The organism is Aquimarina algiphila (assembly GCF_947494415.1).
GTDB classification, from domain to species: Bacteria; Bacteroidota; Bacteroidia; order Flavobacteriales; family Flavobacteriaceae; genus Aquimarina; species Aquimarina algiphila.
Window position 1 is genome coordinate 13,460 of the sequence record NZ_CANLVC010000004.1, and the last position, 24,269, is coordinate 37,728.

The following is a 24,269-nucleotide window of genomic DNA, read 5'->3' on the forward strand; positions in this document are numbered from 1 at the left end:
ATGTTAAAAGTTAAACTAAAGAAAGATGCTTACTATATTTTTTAAAAGATACAATTATTTGTCAAATGTATCCTGGAGATATTAGTATGGTTAAACTAAATTTCATTGTTTTTTTCTAATCTTACTAATCCACAAACAGGAACTTTTATTTGTACAACTCCTATAAGAATCATTAAATTATATTCTTTTATTTTTTGCCCTAAACAGTCATATATAATACAATGATAGGATCCAAAATTTTTAGTACTACTTAAAACAATGTTAGGAGTAGTTTGTCCATTGATAATATCAATTCGATTCGATTTTTCTTCAAAATCTATAACATAATTATCAAACAACCCGATAATCGTTAGTTCTTCAGTACTAGATGTAAGTATTGGATAATTAGCCAATGGTTTTTGAGGCGTAAAAACTCCGTTTAAAAGTGTATCTGCATTTGCTTTCCAATACTGAGTATAAAAACGAATCATTGATAATTCATCTTCTGTCGCCTCTTTTAAAAGCACAGAAAGTTGAGGGACACCAAAAAGTGTATTCACTACTTGTAAGGCTTTAATCTCTGTGGGTTCATCATGATGATACGTAAACATATCGCTATGCACTGCAGTTTTTCCACATAACATTTTGATATCTGTAATACGAACTCGGTTCATTGCAGAGTCTCCCGGGCAGTCAAATGCTCTAAACATATTACCGTATTTACGCATAGCTGGTCCAGTATATTTTTGTCTAAACTCTATAACTACTTCTGGTTTTATAGCATGTAATGACGCCATAATATCTGTCATTAAACGGTCTACTGCCAGGTTAACCGATGAATAATCTCTCCCATTTTCTTTGGTTAAAACGGTGGTGGGATATACTTTAAATTCATCTATAAAATCGAGTTTAAAGCCATCAATATTCCAATCATTAAGTGCACTGGTATATAAATGAATAAGATGCTCTCTTACTTCTGGATATCTAGGATCAAATACAGGAGCCCATCGGTGTTCTTCGGTAAGAAATTTACCTTTAAATTTTTGATACGCTTTGGATTTTTTACCACAAAAAGGGACAGAATACCATAGCGCGATTTTCATTCCTGTTTTATGAATGTTGGCAACAAAATCTGAGATCTCAGGAATTCTTTCAGGCTGCCAGTCTCCAGTAAAATCATAACCCCTGTTTTCATCAATGGTTTGCCAGCCATCATCCAGAATTATTAATTCATACCCTAATTCAGATGCAATTTTACATTCTTCTATTAATATTTGAGTGTCTAATTTTTGATGAAATTGATACCATGTTGAATATACTGGTACTTTTGCAAGGTTAGGGGTTTTGATAGGTTTTAAATTTTCAAAAGTACTCCACCAATGCCCAACATTTATCAATGATTCAGAAAAATGTTGTTCTTGTGTGTCAATTCGTAATTGAGCCTGATAGTTTTTTATTTTATGATGCCTTTCTGTGAAAAATGAAATGTGACAATAGATAAAATTATCTTCTTCTCGATACAAAGCATTGAGTTCTGTTGTATGTATGGCATCAGAACAAGCAAAAGTATGTACATTGGTATCCTTATGGCTAAAAAGAGAAATAATAGGAGAATCAACAGAGATTCTAGATTCCATATGATCCAGTTCCCAGTCATCCATAATTCTTTTTGCAAAATCTGTGGTGGGTTTCCAGACTCCTTTAATATTAATGGCAGGGATTTTCCATCGTAAAGTAATAGGATGGGGCTCAAAATCTGAATCTGCAGAAAAATTAATAGTATATATAGAAACTCCATCCTTTTCAGAATTTAAAGCAATTGATACTTTAAAAGCTTCAGTTTCTCCAGTTACCTCTATATTGTGAGTAATTACGTCATTCATTAAGTAAAATTTTGTTCATTATATTTTAGCAACATTATCGATTTGCTAAAACACCATTTTCTTCATTTTTAATTTTAAAAACTCTAATGCTATCATTATTTTGTGTAGCAATCACAAGTGGAATTTTATTCTTATTCTTAATAGAAATGATATGATTAGACTGTTTGGGAACCAGGAATCCACTTTCCTGATTTTTGATATGGATAAAACCATTTTTTGACCCTTGAAGGTACATCCCGATCATGGCATCATGCCTTCCATAATTGGCTTCTGCAGAATAATTATTTCCTACAATCAATACATCTTTAAACCCATCGGTGTTAAAATCATCAACAAGAAAATCATTGATTGGAGACCTTTGGCAAATAGGAGGTAAATGATGAACAACAAAAGTGTTATTTCCAATATTTTCTGCATAGATTGATTCAAAAATATCGGCGCTTAGTGTCTGTTCTTCAAGATTCGTGATGTCTAATAATTCCTGAAAAGAAGCCTGTGCAAACTCATCATAAGTACCATATTTCTTTTTGAGAAGTACGAGTTGCTTCATAATATCATCTCGAGTATGGATGGGTTTTAAAGAAATTCCTGACGTAGTTTTGAAATACTGAGCAAGGATGGGATCAATACTTCCATTACCATCAAAATCGTCTTTATAGACGTAAACAGGTTGATCAAAAACCGGTTTAATAAATCCATTAAGCCCTTGGTTACCTGCTAGAATATCCATATCTCCGTCATTATCAAAATCGGCAGATGTTATGGTATTCCACCAACCTGACATTTTAATAATTTTGCCATCGGGAGTTTGCCATTGTATGGGAATTTTTTCTGCTTTATCTTTTTTTATGTTATACACTGTTATAGGCATCCAATGACCGACTACAATGAGTTCTTTTGCGGTGTTATCTGTAATATCTGACCATATAGCATCGGTTACAATTCCCTGATGAGAAAAGGAGATGTTTTTATCAATTGATAGTGTACCACTATTATTCTTTAAGATATAACTAGGTGTAGATTCTGGATATCTCCCGGGAAGTACACCTCCTCCTACAAAAATATCAGGATATCCATCGTTGTCAAAATCATTGGCTACTACACAAGATGTGTTCGTATTAATTTGTGGAAGAATTTGATCTTCTGAGACAGTATAGTTTCCTTCTCCATTATTATAATATATGCGATCTTGTAATAAATTTGTATCAACACCAGCATCGGTACCTCCACTACCAATGTATATATCGTTATCACCATCATTATCGATATCTAAAAATAAAGCTGCAGTATCTTCATATTTAGATTCGAATTCCTGAACAGGGAGATATATCCCCTCATTATTTTCGGCAAAAAGTTGTCCAGGCTTACTTTTGCTGCCGCCAATAAAAATTTCATCTCCAGTTTTATTGTCAATATCTGCGGTAATTATACAAGGGCCATTTGCATTAAACTGATGAGGTAGTAAAGATTGATACACATAGTCGTTTAAAATGTTTTCCTGATGTGTATAGGTGAGTATTTGTTTTTCTTTTTCAAATAATTTTTTAGGTTCTTTTGTTTTAGTTTCTTTTTCAGCTGAATGTTGGGTCATTGTTATCACCTGGTTAGTTTTGATATTTCTTTTTAAGGAAACGGTTCCGTTAGGCCAAATGACCTTTAGGGAGTCGATATGATCCGATGTAAAACCAAAATGTATAATAGGTTCTACAGAAGACAAGTATCCTTTTACAACAGATTGGTACTGAATTTGACTTTTTTCTTTTTCCCAAACAATGACTTTTGCTCCAATTGCTTTTTTGTTTTTTGGAGTTCCCTCTAGTTGCACACGCAGGTAGTTTTGTTCTTTTTCTGAAGTATGATTTTCCAGAATAAATGCAGGGCTATTGATATTATTGATAATTAAATCCAGATCACCATCTTTATCCAGATCAGCATAGGATGCTCCATTTGAAAAAGAGTTTTTTTCTTTAAACCATTGTGAAGATACATCCTGAAACTGAGTATTCCCTTTATTTTGATACATCACATTAGGGAGGTGTATCCCTGGGAGTTGATCGACAAAACTTTTGAATTTTTCTTTTCGGGTTTCTGGTGTTCCAAAAATATTATTTTGACCAGAGTAATTTACAAAATCAAGATCTGTAATATCTTTTACATATCCATTGGTAATGTAAAGGTCTTTTTCTCCATCATTGTTATAATCCGCAGCAAGTGGAGTCCAACTCCAATCGGTACTTGCAATGCCAGCGGCATATCCAATTTCTGATGCAGGTAAGACTTCTCCATCAATAAGACCATTGTGAATCTGCAATGTATTATGTATATATTGAGGAGTATATTTATTTCGTTGTGAGAGTAAATATTTATCATAATTGCTAAGCCCCAGCATTTTTTTTTGCCTTTCATAATCATTGGGCAACATATCTACAACCATAATGTCGGGTAACTGATCATTATTTATATCTGTTACATCTACTCCCATGGCATTATAGGTCTGTTTGGATACAATTTGATCATTCATTTCGTCAAAACCTAAGTGAACTCCGTTTGAATCCAAGCCTCTATTTATATACATCAGATCATTTGTAATAAAATCATTACTTACATAAATATCAGGTAGATTATCATTATTGAGATCGTTTATGGCGATGCCCAAACCAAAACCTTTATGGGTAATTCCTAAGCTGTCAGATACATTGGTGAAATATATTTGTTGGTCACTTTTTCTGGTTTTGTTTTCTAATAAATAATCTGCTAAATGATTTGGGAAGTATTTTTTTGGTAAAGGAATATTTCTATCTCTTGTAGTATTTCCATTATGAACAATGTAAGCGTCAAGATCTCCATCCAAATCGTAGTCAAAGAATACAGTTTGTTGACTATAGTTTCCGTCGTCTAATCCGTAAATTGCCGCTTTTTCTGTAAAGGTTGGAACACCGGATTCATTGATTCCATTATTTATAAATAATTGATTTTTGCAGTCATTCTGACAATCAGGTCCACCTACATTTAGGTATATATCGTCAAACCCGTCTACATTTATATCGACAATACTTACACCAGTGATCCAGGTATTAGTTTTGAAATTTGATATAATCGAGATGTCTTTAAATTTCATTTTACCTAGATTAAGATAAATTTTACTTGAAACTTGATTTCCTGTGAAAACAATATCTGGCAATCCATCATTATTGAAATCTCCAATTCCAACTCCGCCACCGTTGTAGCAATACTGAAAATCGATAACATTGATTTCATCATTTTCTATTATCGTATTTTCAAAATGTATATTAGAAATAGAGGCTGGAACAAAAGTAAATAGATGCTTTTCTTTGCTCTGATTTTTACAATTAGATAATAGTATGATGACTATGATATGATAGAATATTTTTTTCAAAAATATTGAGGTTAACATGTTTTAATAACCAAGCAAATCGTTGAGATTTGCTTGGTGACTAAAACAAAATACAATTACAAACAAACAATCAAAATAATGCTATATGTTTATATTTTAGTATCCAGGATTTGGTTTTAAATTTGGATTTGCTTGCAATTCTGTTAACGGAATCCATAAATATTCATCTTGCCCTGTGGTGAATACAGCTGCGGGTCCTGCCAGAGATTTTGGATGACGTCCTCCTGCAATAGTAGAACCTGGTCCCAATACATCATCAGCGAGCTCCCAACGTACCAGATCAAAGAAACGATGCCCTTCACCTGTTAATTCCATAATACGTTCATCGATTATAGCTTGTTCAACTTCTGCCTTATTTAGGGTAAGTGCCAAAGGAGCAATTTGAGCCCTTTCTCTAACCTGGTTGATATAAGGAATAGCTTCTGCGGTAGCCATATTTTCATTAAGAGCTTCGGCTAACATTAATAATACATCAGAATACCGTATAATTCTCCAATTGGTTCCTAAGGTATGCCCAAAACCAGGAATTTCTGCGCTAGACAAGTTTTCATCTAAACCTGCATATTTTCTAGAAAATAGTGCTGGAACGCCAAGATTTTCTGCGATTTCAATGCTTGGAGCAAAATCTTCTGTAAATGGAGCTCCTCCATATCCGGTTGCTCCTGGGTAATCAAAAGCAATAGTTCTATTTCTTCTTATAACATCTCCATTATCTTCAAAAACTTGAAGAATATGTGGATTTATTACATGTCCTTGATCTAAACTTACATGTGGAGGAGAATAATCAATATGCCAGTTGGATTGAGATCCTGTAAGTGGTGAATCTGCTCCCCAAACAAAATTATCTTGTCCTACATATTGAAGTTCATACACAGATTCTGAATTATTTTCCATAGAAGGATCAGATGAAAAGTTATCTCCATAATTTTCAGAAGGTAGTAAAGAATAGCCTAATGTAGTTACTTCTGTAAAGTCTGTAATTGCATTTACCCAATCTTCCATGTATAAATAGGTTTTTCCTCGTAATGCAAGAGCTGATCCTCTGGTGGGACGTCCTATATCTTCTGCTCCCCAGGATTGTGGAAGTCTATTTATCGCTTCAGTAAGGTCTGCAATAATTGCTTCATGATACATTTCTGCCGTTGCATTAGAAGGAAAGAATTCTTCTGGGTTTTGAGGGTCAGGTGTTTGCATAACAAGTGGTGCCGTTCCAAAAAGATTTAACAAATACCAATTGCAAAATGCACGTTGAAAATGTGCTTGTCCTAAAATTTGATTTTGAACTTCTCCAGATAGCACACCATTTTCTGCATCTTCTTCTATAATTCTATTGGCCCTGGATATAGATTGGTATAATTGAGGATATAAGTCTACTGCCCACCTTGAAATACCTGGCTGTCCTTCTAATGTAGACATGGTCGTATTTTGTTGAAATGGGATTACATTATATGCGTCTGAACGTAGCATTGCGCCTGTATGGATAACTCGCCCCCAAAATAATACTGCAGTTATTGAATGGTACATTCCATTTACTGCAAGTTTAAAGTCATTTTCTGTTTGAAAAAATGCTGGTTCTGCTACGTTATTTGGATTTGAAATGTTAAGGTCTTCTTCATTACAGCTATAATAAATTACTACAAAAAGTAATAACATTATAAAAGGGAATAATTTTTTAATAGTTTTCATATTGTATTCTTTTTTGTTTTTAAAATGACATTTGTATCCCAATTACAAAGGTACGAGGTCTTGGTTGTGCTCTTACATCTAGCCCCCTGTCAAAAACAGAATCAGCATTAGTTAATGGCGTAAAACCAAAGAAACCGCGATTAGTTCCTAATCCACTATTGTTAGATCCTATTTCGGGGTCATATCCAGAATAATTTGTAATAGTAAATACATTCTGAATATTTGCAAATACTCTAGCATTAGAGATCCATTCTTTTCCTATGAAATCATTAAAACTATATCCTATTTCGAGTGTCTTAAGACGGAAAAAAGAACCGTCTTCTACAAAGAAATCTGATGGGAGTTGGTTCCCAGCTGTATCTTGAGTAGTTACACGAGGAAGATTTGTATTTGGGTTTGCAGGAGTATAGGCATCTCTTACAATTCCAAGTTTGTTATCGTCTAAGAAGAAATATCCAAAGAATTTGGTAACATTATAAATTTCGTTTCCTTGAACTCCATTAAAGAAGGCTCCAAGATCCCAGTTTTTATAATTTGCAGAAAAGTTAATGCCATATGTGAAATCTGGTGTTGGATCACCTAAAGAGGTCTGGTCTTCATCATTTATGATGCCATCGTTATTAATATCAACCCTTCTGAAATCACCTGGTTGCAGTAAAGCTCTTCTATCAGGGTCATTAGCTAAGAAAGGATCATTATCTATTTCTGCCTGGCTATTATAAATGCCATCGGTCTCGAAACCAAAGAAAAATCCTAAAGGTTGCCCAACTTCAAAACGATTTGCTCTTAATCCTTCTTCATTATACGAGGGGCCTACAATTGGATTTGGAGAGTCTGTTAACTCGTTTTGGATGGCAGAAAGATTAACACCTACATTGAATGTGAAATCACCACCTTTGTCATACCTATAGGAGGCTTCAAATTCAAAACCTTTATTATTAATAGATGAAGCGTTTTGAAATACTGGATTTACAGATCCATTAGAATCTGGAATAGCAACGGCCTGAATCACGTCCTCATTATCTCTATTAAAATAGTCAAAACTTAATTTTAAGTCATTGTTTAATAATGAAGTATCTAATCCAAAATTGATAGTTTTTGATGTCTCAAAACTTAATGTAGGATCGACTAAGCTTGTAATTGCAAATCCTGGGATTTGTCCTGAAGAACCACCAAATGTGGTAGGAGAATTAGGTTCTACCACAGATTGGTTTGAAAAAGGATCTACGTTTTGAGATCCTAATTCTCCATATCCAGCTCTTAGTTTGAGTGAATTAAAGAGTCCATCTTTATTAAAGAAATTTTCATCACTAATAACCCATCCGGCAGAGAAAGAAGGGAATGTACCTGTATTAAATCCATCTGCAAAAAGAGAGGTCTTATCACGTCGTACTATGGCAGTGAATAAATATTTTTGTTTGTAATTGTAGTTTACACGTCCAAAAAATGAGAAAAGTTTATTATCAAAACGTCCTCCGCCAGAATTTATAATATTATCGGCAAACTGAGCTATATTGGTAATATTATTACTAGGGAGTCCTTCTGCATAAATAGCAAGTGTGTTTGTGGTAATATCTTGACGGGCACCACCTATAAGAAGATCAAAATTATGTTCTCCAATACCTTTTTTATAGTTAAGAGTAGGTTCGACATTTGTAGCATAACGTTCTCCCCTTACCTCTGTAAGATCGTTGAGTGGGTTAGCATTAGTCTCACTATCTATATTACTTTGAAAAAATGTGGGTTGAAAGGTATTTCTATAAAAACTGGTATATTCGGTTCCTACATTAAGCTTTGCAGTAAGTCCTTCGATAATTTCATATGAAAAATTTAAATTACCTAGAAAATTACGTTCTGTATTTTGATCATTTACTAATTGTGCGTTAGCAAATTTATTTGTCCCTCCAATTCCAAAAATTGGATCATTAATAGCCTCAAATCCACCTTCATTTTCAGGAGCAAAAGGACGAATAATAGGTACGGTACCTCCTTGGTTACCAAAAGCATTATTACGAGTAAATCTGTTTTCAGAAAATCCAAAAGATTCTTGAATTTTAAACTTTCCAATTTTAAATTCACTATTTAAACGTACATTTTTACGATTAAATTCTTCACTTATTAATAATCCTTCTTCATCATAATAGTTAGCACTAAAAAAATACTTTGAGTTTTCGCCACCACCAGATATATTAAATCCAAAATCTTGAATTGTACCCGAGTTTATGCTTAAATCTTGAAAATCTGTGTCGATTCCTGGATTAGGAATATTTCCTTCAAGCCCATCATTAACTCTACGTTGATTAAGAAATGCGATATATTCGGAGCCGTTAAGTAAATCAAGTGTTTTGGCTTGCGTATTAATTCCACTTCGTATATCAATATTTACTGTAGGGGAAGAATCTTGTTTACCTCGATTGGTAGTAACAATAATAACTCCATTTGCAGCACGAGAACCATATATGGCTGCAGATGTCGCATCTTTTAATACTTGCAGATTTACAATATCTTTTGGATTTAAATAATTGATATTATCAGAAATGGCACCGTCAACAACATATAGAGGAAAGGAATTTGTCAAAGAGCTTACTCCACGTACAAAAACGTTTGCAGGACTACCAGGAGCACCCCCGGCAGTTTCTACCTGAACTCCTGCAAGTTTTCCTTGTAAGGCCGAGGTTGGATTTGCTGTAACAACTTGATTGATATCTTCTGATTTAATTTGAGATATAGCACCAGTAAGATCTCTCTTAGATTGTGTACCATATCCTACAACAACGATTTCATCAAGAGCAGCAGCATCTTCTTGTAATGTTAAGTCAATAACAGATTGTCCGTTTACAGGAACTTCTTGAGTGATAAAACCTAGATAGCTAAAGGTTAATGTAGCATCGTCAGCTACATTGGACAAGGTGTATTTACCATCAAAATCTGTCGTAGTTCCATTTTGTGTTCCCTTTACTATGATGTTTACTCCAGGGAGAGGCCCCTGAGCCTCTGTTACTGTACCAGAAACTGTTTGTTGTGCAGAGACTGAAATAACAAGCCCAAATAAAAACATCATAATACTAGTGAATGTTTTTTGATTCATATGATTTGTGTTTATTGATAAAGTTTTGATTTCTTTTTTATTAAAAGCCAAGAAAGTGTAATTGTTTAATATGCTATGATACACTATGCTACTATGCAAATATAAAATTTTTTTTCACATAATTATAATTTGATGTTAATAAAACCAAGAATACTACATTTAAAATGTTAAAATTATATGATTTTTAAACAATTGGTTTTGAAAACTATTAGGGATTTTGCAAGAATCCCTTTGTTTTTCTCGAATTCAGAAGCGAAAAAGTAATGTTTTGAAGAAAATGAGGAAAAAGTATAAATATTCTTTATAATGAGTTACGTTGTCTTAGGTAAGTAGGTATAATTTCTTGTATAGGGTTTCTTTCTTTGACAAAAATAGCAGCTTTTTTGGCCATGATTTCAAAATCTGTTGAGATTGTTGTTATTCCTCCAAAGGCAATTTCTTTTACAATATTATCATCATGTGCCAGGATCCCGATATCAGAGCCTATTCTATATTCCATTTTTCGAGCATCTTTTAGTACTTGCCAGAGGTATGTATCACTAATAGAAAAGAATACGGTACCTTTTTTTACGATATTGGATTCATAACTTTCTACTACTTTACCCTTAATATTATATTCCTTAATAAAACGTTTAAACGCATATAGAATATCGGGTGGTAAATCGGTATTTTCTTTAAAGAAAAGTACAAACTTGTCATACTTTTTAATTACGGGAGCAAGTTCTACTAGTTTATTATATGTAACCTCTTCAAATTCCTGTGCAATATATGAATACTCTTTTGGCATTTTTAGGTAACGGTCAATAAGCACTAATCTATCTGAAGGAATTTTTTTTAGAAGAGGAATTACTTCTTTATTTTGTATTGGAGCTATAACATACATTCCATATTTACGCGAAATGTTATCCATTATGGTTTTAAAAAGAGTAAGATTAGTATGGTGGAAAAAGATATCGATATGGTATTTTTTCCCAAGTTCTTTTCTAAAAGTATTATAAAACTCTTCTTGAAAACTGTGAAATGCAAATAGAATCAGTGCTACCTTTAAAGTAACTTTGGTCTCTTGACTTATAATATAATATCCTTTGAGATTTTTGGATTCTACTAACCCTCTTTCCTTTAATTCGGTATATGCTTTTACAAATGTTTTTCGAGCATAACCTATTTCAGCTACCATTTCGTTTATAGAAGGGAGTTTGTCGCCTACTTTAAGAACTCCAGAATCTATGGCTTCGATTATTCCGAGAACAATCTGTTCATGTTTAGAAACAGTATGTATATCCTGTAAGTCGTAAATCTTCTCTAATAACGGCAGCATATTATTTTATATGTTTTAAAATAGGTATAATTTTAAATTAAATTTCAAAATTATACCCTGATTCTTGTAATTCCCTATATCTTTTATAATCAAACTTGTATAGATAAGCCCCTTTTTTAGAAGTAGTTCTATCTTTTTCATCTAATTTGATAATTACGTCAAAAGAAAGGATTTTTTTTCTAAAATTACGGGTATCAAACTTTCTTCTATAAATAGCTTCATAAAGGGTTTGTAATTTAGGGATTGTAAATTTCTTTGGCAATAGCTCAAAACCAATGGGCTTATATCTGGCAACTTCCTCAATTCTTTTTAACGCATCAATACTCATTTGATTGTGATCCAGAATTAAATTTGGGATATTATCGATCTCATACCATCTTGCTCCTTTCTCCTCTACAATCTTTTTAATGGCATTGTCGATACGAATTAAAGCATATTGAGCGACAGAAATACATCTGTACCCAGGATCTCGGTCTACAGACCCATAAGTTTTTAATTCTTTCATGTAGACATTTTCCAAGCCGGTAAAGTCTTTGAGAATTCTAATGGCGGCATCAGAAACACTTTCTCCAATTTTTACAAAACTTCCGATTAGAGATAATGAATCTTTAAATGGGTCAATACGACGATCAAAAACGAGAAGTTTTAATTTTTGATTATCAAATCCGAAAATAATGCAATCAACTGCTACATAGAACTTGTCTTTTTCGTTATATATATCCATATCAAAGCCTTGAGTTTTTAAAAAGATTTTACTTTTAACACAAAGTAAGCAAAAAAATATAGTTCTATAATAATAAATGTAAAAAGTACATTTATTATATTTGCTTCCTTAAAAGTAAATATTGGCATATATTACCAAAAGACTAAAGTATATAAGAAATGGAAAATGATCATGAAGGATTTATATCCAATTTTAAAGCAGAGCTGGTAATTTTATCACCTGGTAGGATTAATTTCATTGGTGAACACACTGATTATAACAATGGATTCGTTTTACCTACAGCAATTGATAAAAAAATTATTTTTTCATTTAGAAAAAATAATACAGATTCTCAGTGTAATGTATATAGTCAAACGTATAAGAAGAAAATCCAGTTTGACCTAAATACATTGAAACCTAGTAATGAGGAATGGGAGAATTATATTCTAGGAGTAATGAATGAACTCAGTAAACTTACGGATAAGATAAGAGGCTTTGATTGTATTGTTAAAAGTGAGTTACCTATAGGTGCAGGAATTAGCTCTTCTGCAGCACTAGAATGTGGACTGGCTTATGGACTTAATGAACTTTTTGATCTAGAATTGCCTAAAATAACATTAGTAGAGTTATCTCAAAGAGCAGAACATAATTATGTAGGAACAAAATGCGGGATTATGGATCAGTTTGCTTCTGTCATGAGTGAAGATCATAAAGTAATCCTCTTGGATTGTAAAACTCAGGAATATAGGTTAATTGATGGTAATTTTGATCCATATAAAATTTTATTACTGAATACCAATGTTTCTCACAATCTTGCAGAAAGTGAATATAATACCAGAAGAGCAGAATGTGAAGAAGCTGTGGCAATGATTTCAGAGTCATATGATAAGGTAAAATCTCTTAGAGATGTTACAAAAAGTATGTTGGATGAATTTAAAGAGAAACTATCTCCGCTGCATTATGAAAGAGCGTCTTATGTGATTGAAGAAAATGATAGGGTACTTCAAGCTTCAGAATCATTGGAAAAAGGAGATTTACAACGATTTGGAAAACTTATGTATGCCTCTCATAATGGGTTGCAACATCAGTATGAAGTAAGTTGTAAAGAACTGGATTTTCTAGTTGATTTTTCTAAAGACAAGACAGAAATTGTCGGATCCAGAATGATGGGTGGTGGTTTTGGAGGATGTACAATAAACCTAATTCATAAGGATTATATAAATGAATATGTTGATTTAGTAACAAAAGCCTATAAAGAGCAGTTTGATATCGAACTAACCTCTTTTATAACTGTTCCAAGTCAAGGAACTTCAATACAAGAATAATGATGCAAGATTTTAACGATAACCCACACAGACGATTTAATATACTGACAGGAGAATGGATTTTGGTTTCTCCGCATAGAACCAAAAGACCTTGGCAAGGAAAAAATGAAGAACCAGCAAAGTTTTCTCAAGTCTCTTATGATGAGAACTGTTATTTATGTCCGGGAAATACAAGAGCAAGCGGAGATGTAAATCCTGAATATACTGCGCCTTTTTCTTTTACTAATGATTTTGCAGCGTTATTACAAGACGTCCCTGAAGAACAATTTGATGATGGATTATTAAAAGCAGAATCTGAAAGTGGTATTTGTAAAGTGGTTTGTTTTTCACCAAACCATGCACTTACCTTACCAATTATGAAAGTTGAAGAGATTGCGCAAGTAATTGCACTTTGGCAGGAGGAGTTTATTGGGCTTGGAAAACGTAGTGATATTAACTATGTTCAAATATTTGAGAATAAAGGAGCAGTAATGGGTTGCAGTAATCCACATCCACATGGCCAAATATGGGCACAAAGATCAATTCCTGAAGAGATTATCAAAAAAACTCAACAACAAGAACACTATTGGAAAGATCATAAAAAATCTCTTTTAGGAGCGTATCTAGAACAAGAACTTGAGTTAAAAGAAAGAATTCTGGTAGAAAATGAACATTTTGTAGCTTTGGTTCCGTATTGGGCGATTTGGCCATATGAGACGATGATTATTCCGCGTAGAAAAGTAGAAACCATTGATCAGTTAACAGATGAAGAAGTGCGTGATTTTGCAGATATAATTAAAATATTGACCATTAAATATGATAATATTTTTAAAACATCATTTCCTTATTCGGCAGGAATTCACCAGGCACCTACAGATGGATTAAATCATGAAGAATGGCATATGCATATGTCCTTCTACCCACCTTTATTGCGCTCATCTACGGTAAAGAAATTTATGGTTGGATATGAATTGTTTGCAAATCCACAGCGAGATATTACTGCAGAACAAGCAGCATTGACGATCAGATCACAAAGTAATGAACATTATACTAATTCGATATAAATAGGTAGTAAGATTTTTGAAATTTCGTGGTTTGAATTAGATAACAAGAAAGCTAAAGTTCTAAGCACTACTATTCAAAACTTTTATAGGGATCTTATTTTTGAAAAACCTAGATGTAATTTTTTTTCGCCAAAATATAAATAAGAGAAATTAATGTTTTGGCTTCAAATCTTTTTTTAAGAGCATTTATTCTATGTTCTATGGATCTTAAGCTATAAGGCTCAATATGATTCTTTTTAAGATAATTAGAAACATCGACTTGTGTTAACCCTATTTTTAGCTTGTCGAGTATAAGTTTTTCATACTCGTCAAGTGTTTCATTGTCGTTCATCATTGACATTTTAAATACTTCGGCTAAAATCAGAAATAAATAGGAATACTATTTATGGTTTTCCGTAATGGGGATAAATATTTATATGAAAAGAATTAAAAATCATTGATACTTCAAAAAAGGAGAATACTGTGTCATCATTGAAATTTTTTACAATAAAAGTAAAGCGATTTTTTATCTACTGGTTTTCAGGTATATTTTACAATTTTCGATGTAATATAGGTCTTAATTAATATCTTGGTAGAAGCAAAATACAAATTTGTTGCATCAGCACATGAAACCGATACTACACTTTTCCATTTTACTTTTGTTTTTGTCTTTTTTTTATATAGGATCAGGGCAAATATTAGATGTTAATGAGCTCAAGCAAAAATTAGAAGACGCTAAAGCAGATACGATTAGAATAAAACTAATGTGCAATCTGGCCAGAGCAAATGAAGGTGTAGATTCTTTGAGTGTTTTTCAATATGGCTATGAAGCATTGAGATTAAGTAAAAAGCTACGCTATTCATATGGTACGGCTCTTTCCTATAAGACTATTGCCGATGGCTATTTAAGTTATTTTGATATAGAAAATTCGAAGAATTACTATTTTAATGCTCAAGAAGAAGTAGAACATCTTTTGAAAAAAGATTCTACAAAAGTGTACCTTCAATTATGGGCAAAGATCAATTTTAATCTTGGGGTTTTATATGGATATCAAGGAGATAATGAACAAGAGATTGCGTATGTAGAAAAGACTATTCCTATTGCCAGACAAATAAAAGACACTTTATTTTTAGCCATTGCAAATACTAATTTAGGGATAAAGTATATGAATTTTGCACAATTTAATAAAGCATATACATATTTTGAAAAAAGCGGACCTCAATATGAGGCACTTAATAATCCCGACGATATTATATTTGATCGCCTTAGTTTTTCTCTATGCTTATATGAGATGGATTCTCTTTCGACTATGAAAACAACATTAGATAAGGTGAAGTTTTACTTAGATAAAGTTCCTAAGTCAATTTATAACTATAAATATTATTCACATTTAGGGCTTTATTTAAGTGGAGTAAAAAGGTATGAAGAAGCAATAGAAATGTATGATAAATCATATGAATTATTACAAAACAATAAAATAAGATCTGAGTATGCTTCACTATTTATAAAATATGCTGAAACATACGAACAACTGGGAAATCTTAAAATGAGCAAAAAGTATATGATGGATTTTTTGCAAGAGTCATTAAAATCAGGCAATGATGTAAGTCGTGCCAAAGCATATTATAGATTAGCTAGGTACGAATCAAAAATCAAAAACTATAAAAAAGCTCATCATTATCTCAATCAATATATCCATCTTTTAGATAGCTTAGATATTCAGGAAACATCAAACAGGATTCAACAATTAGAGTTTCAATATCAATCAGAAAAAAAAGAAAAAGAGATTCTGGCATTAACTAATGAAAAAAACATAGTCGCTTTTAATTTAGAAAAAAAGCGATCAGAAGGATATTTAATGATTATAGCAATTATTACTTTGGTTTTTGTGTTGTTGGTAGGATATCAAATATATAGGGATAAATCAAGAGAAAGCCGTTTGGCTGATAGAAAACATGCAGAAGAAATGGTAGCACTAAAACATGAGCAGCAGGCGAAGATTTTTTCTGCTATGATAGAGGGTCAGGAAAGAGAACGAAAACGATTGGCGATTGATCTTCATGATGGTTTGGGAGGAAGATTATCTGCAATTAGTTTGAAGTTGTCTAAATTGGATAAAGACAATCTCAAAACGTATCCGAAACAAGAATTAAGTAATGTACAAAATGATATTCGGGAATCGTTATCAGAGTTACGAGGTATTGCCAGAAACTTGATGCCAGAGACACTTATTAAATATGGTTTAGAAGCTGCACTAAGAGACTATTGCACTAATATGAATAGTAATGAAAGTCAAGTCACACTTCAGTTTTATGGAGATGATAAGAAAATTGCAATTCATAATCAAGTTACCATGTACAGGATAGTCCAGGAATTGATTAATAATGCTATCAAACATGCTAAGGCTTCAGAGGTTTTGGTTCAATACATCCACGAAAATGAGAAAATAGATATCATTGTAGAGGATAATGGAGTTGGTTTTAATGCATCTTCTATTAAAGATAAAAAAGGTATGGGATTAGATAACCTAAAAACAAGAGTTGATTATTTAGAAGGTTTTTTTGAAATACAATCAAAAATAGATGAAGGGACCACAGTTACAGTGCAAATCAATGCGTAGTATGAAAAAAGAATCAATAAGAACAGTAATAGTTGATGACCATCAGATGGTTATTGAAGGTCTTAAAACATTATTAAACGGATATGAGAGTATTGAGATTACTTCTTTTTTTACTACAGGGAAAGCCGTTTTGGAGTTTCTAAAAAATCAACCCGTAGATATTGTTTTATTAGACGTAAACTTACCAGATATAAATGGTGTTGAGATTTGTAAAATTATTCATGAAAAGTATCCAGAGACAAAAACTCTAGGGTTAAGTACTTATAATGAGCCTAGTATTATCAATCAAATGATAAAAAATGGAGTTAAAGGATATCTGTTAAAAAATGCAACTGCAGATGAATTGGTTCATGCTATTACTCAGATCCATAATGGAAACTTTTATTTTGGAAGTGAAATTCAGAATATTTTGGCTTCTTCTATTACTGATGATAAGGATGCGCCACCAAAACTAACCCGACGCGAAAAGCATGTCTTAACTCTAATAGCGAATGGTAAAACTACGAATCAAATCGCTGAGGAATTATTTATTAGTCCATTGACTGTAGAAACTCATAGAAGGAATCTAATTAGAAAAATGGAAGTTACCAATGCGGCTGCTTTGGTTAAAATTGCAATTGACAAGAACCTGATTTAAGCAACTCAATACATATCAAAATTAATTATCCCAACACAAGCTATTATTCCAGTTTTTATGAAAAAAATGAAACAATTAATTAGTACTGCGATAACCTTAATTACTATTATTACCTATGGTCAGAAAAATGATAAAGTCGATTTAAAGTGGAAGTTGGATGAAAACGAAACTTTAATTTATAAAATTATAGAAAGTAAAATTGACACTTCTACTACTGGTTCTAAAGTTGATGATTTGATTAACGTGCTGAAAAATGATGAAGTAACTCAGGTCAAAAAAACACAACTCTTATTACAAGAAGTAAGCGATTCTATGCAAAAGATTATTAAGAGAACAGAACTCACTCATGTTAGTCCAAATGTAATTGACATAGTAATAAGTCAGAAAAAAAAGACAAGATCAATATCTATGCAAGAAAATAAAGAGAATGTAAATCAACAAATTTTGGTCAGAGGATCGGTATACGAAGATGGAAGTATTCATAGTTTTTGGTTAGATAATTTTTTAAAAAATAAAATAGCACTCTTTTTTGAACTACCAACCAAGTCCGTGGGTGTTGGAGATACTTGGAAGATAGATGTTAATACAATGAATATACACCGAAGATTTAAATGTGATTCTGCATATAAAACGAATAAAGTACGGCTAGTTGATTTAAAAAAAACAAATAAGGATACTATAGCGATTATAAAATATGAGATAGAAGAATACTTTAAAGGATCAAATACATACAATTCTAGTACCAAAGAAGAAAAAATAATGAAGTTTGGATATTATGCAACTGCAGAATTTTCTATACATAACGGAAGATGGATTTCTTACAATGCGATAATGGAAGCTGAAGAACGTAACAGAAGAGAAAACATGAAATTTGTTTTGACTTATCGTTTAATAAAAGAATGATTATTCTTTATTTCCTGGAATACTTTTCTTTTGAACCTTGTTTAAAACCTTTTTAGATCATAGTTATACCCGAAAACCAGTAGAAAAAAATACAATGTTTAGGGTATTTTTTTATGTAAAATGATCCCCTAATTTTGATTCTAAATTAACTGATTAATAAATAGTTACTAAGTGAGGTGACATTTGTTGATAGCTTAAAATTTTGATTTTGGAAACAATACAGTGGATTCCCTTGTTTTTAAGTCTTGTACTATTTTCATGTACTGATAATGACAATTCACCTGATAAAGAAATAGAACAGGCATTAAATCCAAAAGTTGAAGGTAAAATTTTTATAGGAAACAAGGTGAACGGCGGATGGATATTAGATTTAGATACAGGGCACTATAGTAAGATTCCAAATACAGATTGGGATGAGAATCCTAATTACCCAGGGCTTGCAAGTTTTAGTGCAGCAGCATTATACTATGGAAACGGGGAGTTCGTAGAAACGATTGAGAATTGTGTGGTAGAATTTGGTAATGATAAAGATTGTATTGTTTTTCACAATAATGATGGAAACATAAACGGAAGTTTTCAAATTTCAGACATTGCTTTAGGTACAGCTAGACTTTCGCTAGATGGTACTTCTGTGGCTATAACAGTAGAAAATGAAGGTAATCCCTTTAAAATATTACATGTATATAATCGCTCTGGAGAGTTAATGAGAGTATTCGATAAAAGAAAAATTAACAGTGATGATTTTTCATGGACAACAAGCAATCAAATTGTTTATATATCAGGACAGTCAATTTATGTTTCAAATTCAGATGTGCCAATAATCACTTTTAGAGATGAAGGTATAATTCCGGGAGAACCTTCTATTAGTCCTGATGGAACCCAAGTTGTTTTTACTTTGGGAGAAGATACTAGTCAAGGAGTAGAAGGAACTATCTGGTTAATTAATATTGATGGTACTGGGCTTCGACAATTGACCACAAAAGAAATGGATCTTCCTGTAACTCCATCTCACAAATCAGCGATATGGTCTCCAGATGGGCAATGGGTGTTTGTGGTCGATGGTACATCGATTGAAGGAAATGCTTATGTTGTTCCCGCAGATGCCCAAAAAGTTGAGTTAACTCAAAAAAGAAATACACTAGCAGTTCCTGTGCTATCATATTTTCGAGAAACTTTTGAATTTCAGGATAATGATCCTATCTCTTTAAGTAGTCAATTTGGAGTGAATTATGGAGAGATTTATTGGTTGCCATAAGCTAAAATGCATTTTACACTTCATTAGGATTTGAACAAAATTATAGCTTGAAATAATTTATCTCGCTTTAAAAATTCACATAAATCATTTTAAATTAAATACTAAAAACAAACGATTAATTATGAAAACTTTTTTTATTTCTGCCATCATTTTATTAAGTGCTTTTTCTGTTCACGCACAGAAAGATGTAGTATTTGGTATAAAAGCAGGGCTTAACTTTTCAAAATTTGGCAAAGATGTAGATGCTGATGGACGTACTAGTCTTTTTATTGGGGGATTGGCTGATATTACATTAGACAATGAACAATTTCATATTCAACCTGAAATACTATATTCTTCAGAAGGATCAGAAGATCTTGAAGCCAATTTTATAAGAGTATTAGGAGTTGGGAAATATTACCCTATGGATGAGTTAAGTCTAGAAGCAGGGCCTCAATTTGGCTTCTTGATCTCTGGTGATGAAGCAGTAGAAGATAATGCCAAATCATTCGATTTTGGATTGACTTTTGGAGTTGGATATGAATTAAGCGATATAGGTCTCTTGTTTAATCTTAGATACAATGTTGGTATTGCAAATCTTGGAGAAAATGACGTAGATACTAATATGTCTAGTTTTCAACTAGGAGTAGGATATAAATTTTATTAAGTTTTTAGATATTAAGTAATTTTTTTATCCAGAGTGGCTTTTTAAAATCCTGCTCTGGATTTTTTCAATAAATAAAATTTGAGACAAATGAAAATGGCAGGTTTTGGTCCACGATTGATCGCAATATTATTAGATGCATTTTTGATAAGTATCATCATAATCTTTATAGGTTCTGCAGTGCTTAAACTTTTTTTGGGTAATGTAGAAACCTTGTTAAGCAAACTTAATGGGGATGAACTATTAATGGGGGTATTGTTCTATTGTATTGGAATACCAGTACTAACAATATTGTATCAATCCTTGTTTGAGTCTTCTAAGTTTCAGGGAACTCCAGGTAAAGTGATTTCTAATATCAAAGTTGTGAATTACAATGGCGATAAAGCCTCATTTTGGTTTTGTATACTACGTAACGCTTCCAGGGTATTATCTTCTTTCTTCATGATTGGATATTTGATGGTATTTTTTACCAAAGAACAACAGACACTTCATGACATTATATCAAAAACTTATGTGGTGAAAAGGTAAAAGAGACTACCTGTTTTTTTGTTTTATAAATCATTAGAGAAAAAAACTTCCTTTAATTTATAAGGATTATTTATCGATTTGGATTATTTTATAACCGTTACTATATTTGTAGCCTATATTGATACCACAATAGATGCTATTACTCACCTGTAGAATTACTTTACATTATATATGTCTAGTAAAATAAGGACAAAGTTTTAAATACTATTCAATAAGTAATTCTGAATATCAGTTAATTTTTGTTGAAGTTTTGACAAAATAGATAAGCATTATGTAACTTTAATAAAAAGTAATTCTGATAAGAGCTATAGAATTAAAGTGATATCAATTGAAATATTCGATGGCGAATTGTATATTACCGATTTTAAAAATATAAGATAAAAGAATGGAACTAATCGAAAAAGCTTTGGAGTTTGAAAGTAGAACGATGAGTAATATGACTACAAGTGATAGAGTTGAAGCTTCTAGAGAGGCTAAAGCTCTTATTTTAAGTATTAATCAGGTCTATAAAGAAACTAAAGATCCTGAACTTATGGATATTATGAAGCGACTTACCGCTAAAAAACAAAAAATAGAAAAAAGATTAAAAGGACTTCCTCCTGAGACAATTTAAATATTGATATATGTTTAGATTATTTAAAAATAATCTGAAGTAGAAGTTTTGCAAAAGAAATATGAGAAGTTAATGAGTCAATGATATGAATTATCTAGCATTAAATTATGCAGAAAGTGATAAAAAATATACAATGACCGAAGAAATTCTCAAGAAAATAGAAGAACTTCAGAGAAAATAGTTTCTAAAGGAAAATATATAATATAGGGAATGAACATAAGGTATTTTCTTGGATCAATACTAATCATTCCCCTTTTACCATTGATGTATATTCAAGGTAAATCAATAAGATCAAAAGTACCCACCCTACCAGAGGCTAAAGGAAATCAAGGTATAAGTTTTGGGACCTCTGAAAAAAGACTTCGGGTACTTGCCATTGGAGAAAGTACAATCGCTGGAGTTGGTGTTAAAACCCATCAAGAAGGTTTTACGGGTTCGTTTGCAAATGAACTCGCATTAAAATTAGAATCCAATATCCACTGGAAAGTATATGCAAAAAGTGGGTATACTGCAGAAAAAGTAACAGAACGAATTATTCCCAAAATTAATGAAATTGACACAGATATTATAGTCATTGGACTTGGAGGAAATGATGCATTTACCCTAAATAGTCCAAAAAAATGGAGGAGTCAAATACAAGAATTAATTTATCAATTACGATTAAAATTTAAAAATGCAATAATTATTTTTGCAAATATGCCTCCTATAAAGGAATTTCCTGCATTTACACCTCTCATAAAAGCAACAATTGGAAACTTAGTTGAAATATTGGGTGATGAGTTAGACGACATAGTCAATGATCAGGAAAATGTATACTATTATTCCCGAAAAATAACTTTGAATAATTGGACCAAAAGGCTAAATATAAAAGCAAAACCTTCAGAATTTTTTAGTGATGGAGTTCATCCCTCCAAGCTTACTTATCAAACCTGGGCCAAGGATATGGTAAACTTCATATTAGGAGAAAAAGAAATTAAAAGTAGTATAAAACATAAGCTGAGCTAACAATATTTTAATATTTCTTTTTATATCTATTGAATCGCTATAATTAGTTGAGATAAATCCTAAGTTTTAATAATCTTCTGTACATCAATTAGATACCTCGTATTTAGAGGGGTTCATGTATTTTTAAAAAACACTTATTGTTAAACTATAATGAATTAACATATTTTTGTTTAAGTATTTTGTAAATTTGTTAAACAATTTTAGAAAATGAAAAAAACACAACTTCCAACAAAAATTTGTAAAGTATGTAAGTTGTCATTTAGTTGGAGGAAAAAATGGGAACGTGTTTGGGATGATGTTCAATATTGTAGTGAACGATGTCGAAGAAATAAAAATAAGTAGATGAGCAGTACAGGTTTAGTTTGGTTTAGAAATGATTTAAGAATTAATGATAATAGTTCTTTACTTAAAGCTGTGACTGATAACGAAAATGTAATTGCAATATTTTTTTTTGATCCCAGGCATTTCGAATTAGGAACTTACGGATTTAAAAAAACAGAAAAGTATAGAGCTCTTTTCTTATTAGAAACGATAGCCGTTTTAAAAGAAAATTTAAAAAAACTTAATATTTCTTTGTTTGTATATCGTCAGTATCCAGAAGATGTTATTCCTCAATTTTTAGAAGGACAGAATATAAAGAAAATTTATCTTCAGAAAGAATGGACCTACGAAGAATCTAAGATCCTCAATACGGTAAAAAAAAGCACACAACGTTATGACTTAGAATGGGTAGAAACTTATGATCAGTTTCTTTTTCATCCAGAAGATATACCTTTTACTACAAATAGCGTTCCCCAGGTATTCACAGATTTTAGGAAGAAATGTGAGAGATACACTTCGGTTAGATCCACAACTACGGTGTCTCCGTTATCTATGAACAATAAAGTCAAAAATGAGACTAATATTCCTTCTCTTTCAGATTTAGGATTTGAGAATTTTGAAATAGATTCCAGAACGGCATTTCCTTTTAAGGGAGGAGAAGATCAGGCGTTAGATCGTGTTGATGAGTATTTTTGGAAGACCCAACAACTCTCTCGTTACAAGAAGACCCGTAATGGACTATTAGGAAAAGAGTATAGCTCCAAACTTTCAGCCTGGTTAGCAAATGGAAGTATTTCTCCTAGAATAATATATCACGAAGTTAAAAAATATGAAAAACAAATTACCAAAAATGATTCTACCTATTGGTTGATTTTCGAATTAATTTGGCGAGACTTTTTTAAATATCTCTCTCTAAAACATGGTAACAACATATTTAAGATGGGAGGCATTCTTTGCAAAGATTATCAATGGAAAAATAATAAAGAATCTATCGATAACTGGATCCATGGAAAAACTTTGGAACCTTTTGTAAATGCTAATATGATAGAACTTAAGAATACAGGATGGATGAGTAACCGAGGTAGACAAAATGTGGCATCTTTTTTTTCAAAAGAACAAGAATTGGATTGGAGAATTGGAGCATCATATTTTGAGTCTCTTTTGATAGACTACGATGTACATAGTAATTATGGAAATTGGTTATATGTCTCAGGTGTTGGAAATGATCCGAGAGACAGAAAATTTAATATAAAAACACAGGCAGAACGATACGATGGTCAACAAAATTATCAAAACCAATGGCTTCAAACTACTTTATTTTAAT

General features: G+C 32.0%; 19 protein-coding genes. 12 read left to right on the forward strand and 7 right to left on the reverse strand.

From position 1 onward, the window contains the following. Positions 1-95: 95 nt before the first annotated feature. The 6 genes from PQF96_RS06685 to PQF96_RS06710 all read right to left on the reverse strand — a co-directional run bounded on the left by PQF96_RS06685 (position 96) and on the right by PQF96_RS06710 (position 12,093). A complete protein-coding gene (locus PQF96_RS06685; RefSeq protein ID WP_271765502.1) occupies positions 96-1,862 on the reverse strand; it encodes a glycoside hydrolase family 36 protein in 1,767 nt (588 codons plus the stop codon). Between the two features lie 34 nt (positions 1,863-1,896). After that, on the reverse strand, positions 1,897-5,259 hold the full coding sequence (locus PQF96_RS06690) for a VCBS repeat-containing protein (RefSeq protein WP_271765503.1): 3,363 nt from the start codon (positions 5,257-5,259) through the stop codon (positions 1,897-1,899). Between the two features lie 114 nt (positions 5,260-5,373). After that, on the reverse strand, positions 5,374-6,963 hold the full coding sequence (locus tag PQF96_RS06695) for a RagB/SusD family nutrient uptake outer membrane protein (protein WP_271765504.1): 1,590 nt from the start codon (positions 6,961-6,963) through the stop codon (positions 5,374-5,376). A 19-nt stretch (positions 6,964-6,982) separates the two neighbouring features. Further along, positions 6,983-10,051: a SusC/RagA family TonB-linked outer membrane protein gene (locus PQF96_RS06700; protein WP_109436364.1), complete on the reverse strand. Its 3,069-nt coding sequence runs from the start codon at positions 10,049-10,051 to the stop codon at positions 6,983-6,985. A 301-nt stretch (positions 10,052-10,352) separates the two neighbouring features. Continuing rightward, complete coding sequence (locus PQF96_RS06705) at positions 10,353-11,369, reverse strand: GntR family transcriptional regulator (RefSeq protein ID WP_109436365.1); 1,017 nt, start codon at positions 11,367-11,369, stop codon at positions 10,353-10,355. A gap of 37 nt (positions 11,370-11,406) precedes the next feature. After that, entirely contained in the window at positions 11,407-12,093 is a 687-nt protein-coding gene (locus PQF96_RS06710) for an NUDIX hydrolase (protein WP_143917859.1), read from the reverse strand. 158 nt (positions 12,094-12,251) lie between these two features. On the opposite strand from PQF96_RS06710, the gene galK reads away from it, so the two are divergent. Together galK and PQF96_RS06720 are read left to right on the forward strand one after the other, a co-directional pair. Continuing rightward, complete coding sequence (gene galK / locus PQF96_RS06715) at positions 12,252-13,397, forward strand: galactokinase (RefSeq protein WP_271765505.1); 1,146 nt, start codon at positions 12,252-12,254, stop codon at positions 13,395-13,397. Then, positions 13,397-14,440 carry a UDP-glucose--hexose-1-phosphate uridylyltransferase gene (locus PQF96_RS06720; RefSeq protein WP_143917861.1) on the forward strand — a complete coding sequence of 348 codons (1,044 nt, stop codon included), beginning with the start codon at positions 13,397-13,399 and terminating at the stop codon, positions 14,438-14,440. The genes galK and PQF96_RS06720 overlap by 1 nt, the downstream gene beginning before the upstream one ends. Positions 14,441-14,549: 109 nt before the next feature. On the opposite strand, the gene PQF96_RS06725 is transcribed toward PQF96_RS06720, so the two are convergent. Continuing rightward, a complete protein-coding gene (locus tag PQF96_RS06725; protein ID WP_271765506.1) occupies positions 14,550-14,771 on the reverse strand; it encodes a hypothetical protein in 222 nt (73 codons plus the stop codon). Positions 14,772-15,084: 313 nt separating this feature from the next. On the opposite strand from PQF96_RS06725, the gene PQF96_RS06730 reads away from it, so the two are divergent. The 10 genes from PQF96_RS06730 (at position 15,085) to PQF96_RS06775 (ending at position 24,268) form a co-directional block, all read left to right on the forward strand. Next, positions 15,085-17,040 (forward strand): tetratricopeptide repeat-containing sensor histidine kinase, encoded by a 1,956-nt coding sequence (locus PQF96_RS06730; protein WP_271765507.1) that lies wholly within the window; start codon positions 15,085-15,087, stop codon positions 17,038-17,040. 1 nt (position 17,041) lies between these two features. Beyond that, positions 17,042-17,677, forward strand: a complete 636-nt coding sequence (locus tag PQF96_RS06735; RefSeq protein WP_271765508.1) for a response regulator — start codon at positions 17,042-17,044, stop codon at positions 17,675-17,677. Positions 17,678-17,743: 66 nt separating this feature from the next. Then, the gene (locus PQF96_RS06740) at positions 17,744-18,580 is read left to right on the forward strand and encodes a hypothetical protein (RefSeq protein WP_271765509.1); all 837 of its coding nucleotides are present in this window, start codon (positions 17,744-17,746) and stop codon (positions 18,578-18,580) included. Positions 18,581-18,788: 208 nt separating this feature from the next. Continuing rightward, complete coding sequence (locus PQF96_RS06745; RefSeq protein WP_271765510.1) at positions 18,789-19,835, forward strand: TolB family protein; 1,047 nt, start codon at positions 18,789-18,791, stop codon at positions 19,833-19,835. Positions 19,836-19,956: 121 nt separating this feature from the next. Then, positions 19,957-20,481 (forward strand): outer membrane beta-barrel protein, encoded by a 525-nt coding sequence (locus tag PQF96_RS06750; protein ID WP_109436374.1) that lies wholly within the window; start codon positions 19,957-19,959, stop codon positions 20,479-20,481. A gap of 87 nt (positions 20,482-20,568) precedes the next feature. Next, entirely contained in the window at positions 20,569-21,006 is a 438-nt protein-coding gene (locus PQF96_RS06755; RefSeq protein WP_109436375.1) for an RDD family protein, read from the forward strand. Positions 21,007-21,391: 385 nt separating this feature from the next. Further along, entirely contained in the window at positions 21,392-21,619 is a 228-nt protein-coding gene (locus PQF96_RS06760) for a hypothetical protein (RefSeq protein ID WP_109436376.1), read from the forward strand. 210 nt (positions 21,620-21,829) lie between these two features. Further along, complete coding sequence (locus PQF96_RS06765; protein ID WP_109436377.1) at positions 21,830-22,624, forward strand: SGNH/GDSL hydrolase family protein; 795 nt, start codon at positions 21,830-21,832, stop codon at positions 22,622-22,624. Between the two features lie 207 nt (positions 22,625-22,831). Beyond that, on the forward strand, positions 22,832-22,966 hold the full coding sequence (locus PQF96_RS06770) for a DUF2256 domain-containing protein (RefSeq protein WP_109436378.1): 135 nt from the start codon (positions 22,832-22,834) through the stop codon (positions 22,964-22,966). Next, positions 22,967-24,268, forward strand: coding sequence for a DASH family cryptochrome (locus tag PQF96_RS06775; protein ID WP_271765511.1), 1,302 nt, complete (start codon positions 22,967-22,969; stop codon positions 24,266-24,268). Position 24,269 lies beyond the last annotated feature (1 nt).

What these genes read in the sequence shown, in the direction of transcription:
- PQF96_RS06685 (WP_271765502.1), bottom strand. Translation starts at nt 1,862, where the DNA reads ATGAATGACGTAATTACTCACAATATAGAGGTAACTGGAGAAACTGAA.
- PQF96_RS06695 (WP_271765504.1), bottom strand. Translation starts at nt 6,963, where the DNA reads ATGAAAACTATTAAAAAATTATTCCCTTTTATAATGTTATTACTTTTT.
- PQF96_RS06700 (WP_109436364.1), bottom strand. Translation starts at nt 10,051, where the DNA reads ATGAATCAAAAAACATTCACTAGTATTATGATGTTTTTATTTGGGCTT.
- PQF96_RS06705 (WP_109436365.1), bottom strand. Translation starts at nt 11,369, where the DNA reads ATGCTGCCGTTATTAGAGAAGATTTACGACTTACAGGATATACATACT.
- PQF96_RS06710 (WP_143917859.1), bottom strand. Translation starts at nt 12,093, where the DNA reads ATGGATATATATAACGAAAAAGACAAGTTCTATGTAGCAGTTGATTGC.
- galK (WP_271765505.1), top strand. Translation starts at nt 12,252, where the DNA reads ATGGAAAATGATCATGAAGGATTTATATCCAATTTTAAAGCAGAGCTG.
- PQF96_RS06720 (WP_143917861.1), top strand. Translation starts at nt 13,397, where the DNA reads ATGATGCAAGATTTTAACGATAACCCACACAGACGATTTAATATACTG.
- PQF96_RS06725 (WP_271765506.1), bottom strand. Translation starts at nt 14,771, where the DNA reads ATGAACGACAATGAAACACTTGACGAGTATGAAAAACTTATACTCGAC.
- PQF96_RS06735 (WP_271765508.1), top strand. Translation starts at nt 17,042, where the DNA reads ATGAAAAAAGAATCAATAAGAACAGTAATAGTTGATGACCATCAGATG.
- PQF96_RS06740 (WP_271765509.1), top strand. Translation starts at nt 17,744, where the DNA reads ATGAAACAATTAATTAGTACTGCGATAACCTTAATTACTATTATTACC.
- PQF96_RS06750 (WP_109436374.1), top strand. Translation starts at nt 19,957, where the DNA reads ATGAAAACTTTTTTTATTTCTGCCATCATTTTATTAAGTGCTTTTTCT.
- PQF96_RS06755 (WP_109436375.1), top strand. Translation starts at nt 20,569, where the DNA reads ATGAAAATGGCAGGTTTTGGTCCACGATTGATCGCAATATTATTAGAT.
- PQF96_RS06760 (WP_109436376.1), top strand. Translation starts at nt 21,392, where the DNA reads ATGGAACTAATCGAAAAAGCTTTGGAGTTTGAAAGTAGAACGATGAGT.
- PQF96_RS06765 (WP_109436377.1), top strand. Translation starts at nt 21,830, where the DNA reads ATGAACATAAGGTATTTTCTTGGATCAATACTAATCATTCCCCTTTTA.
- PQF96_RS06770 (WP_109436378.1), top strand. Translation starts at nt 22,832, where the DNA reads ATGAAAAAAACACAACTTCCAACAAAAATTTGTAAAGTATGTAAGTTG.
- PQF96_RS06775 (WP_271765511.1), top strand. Translation starts at nt 22,967, where the DNA reads ATGAGCAGTACAGGTTTAGTTTGGTTTAGAAATGATTTAAGAATTAAT.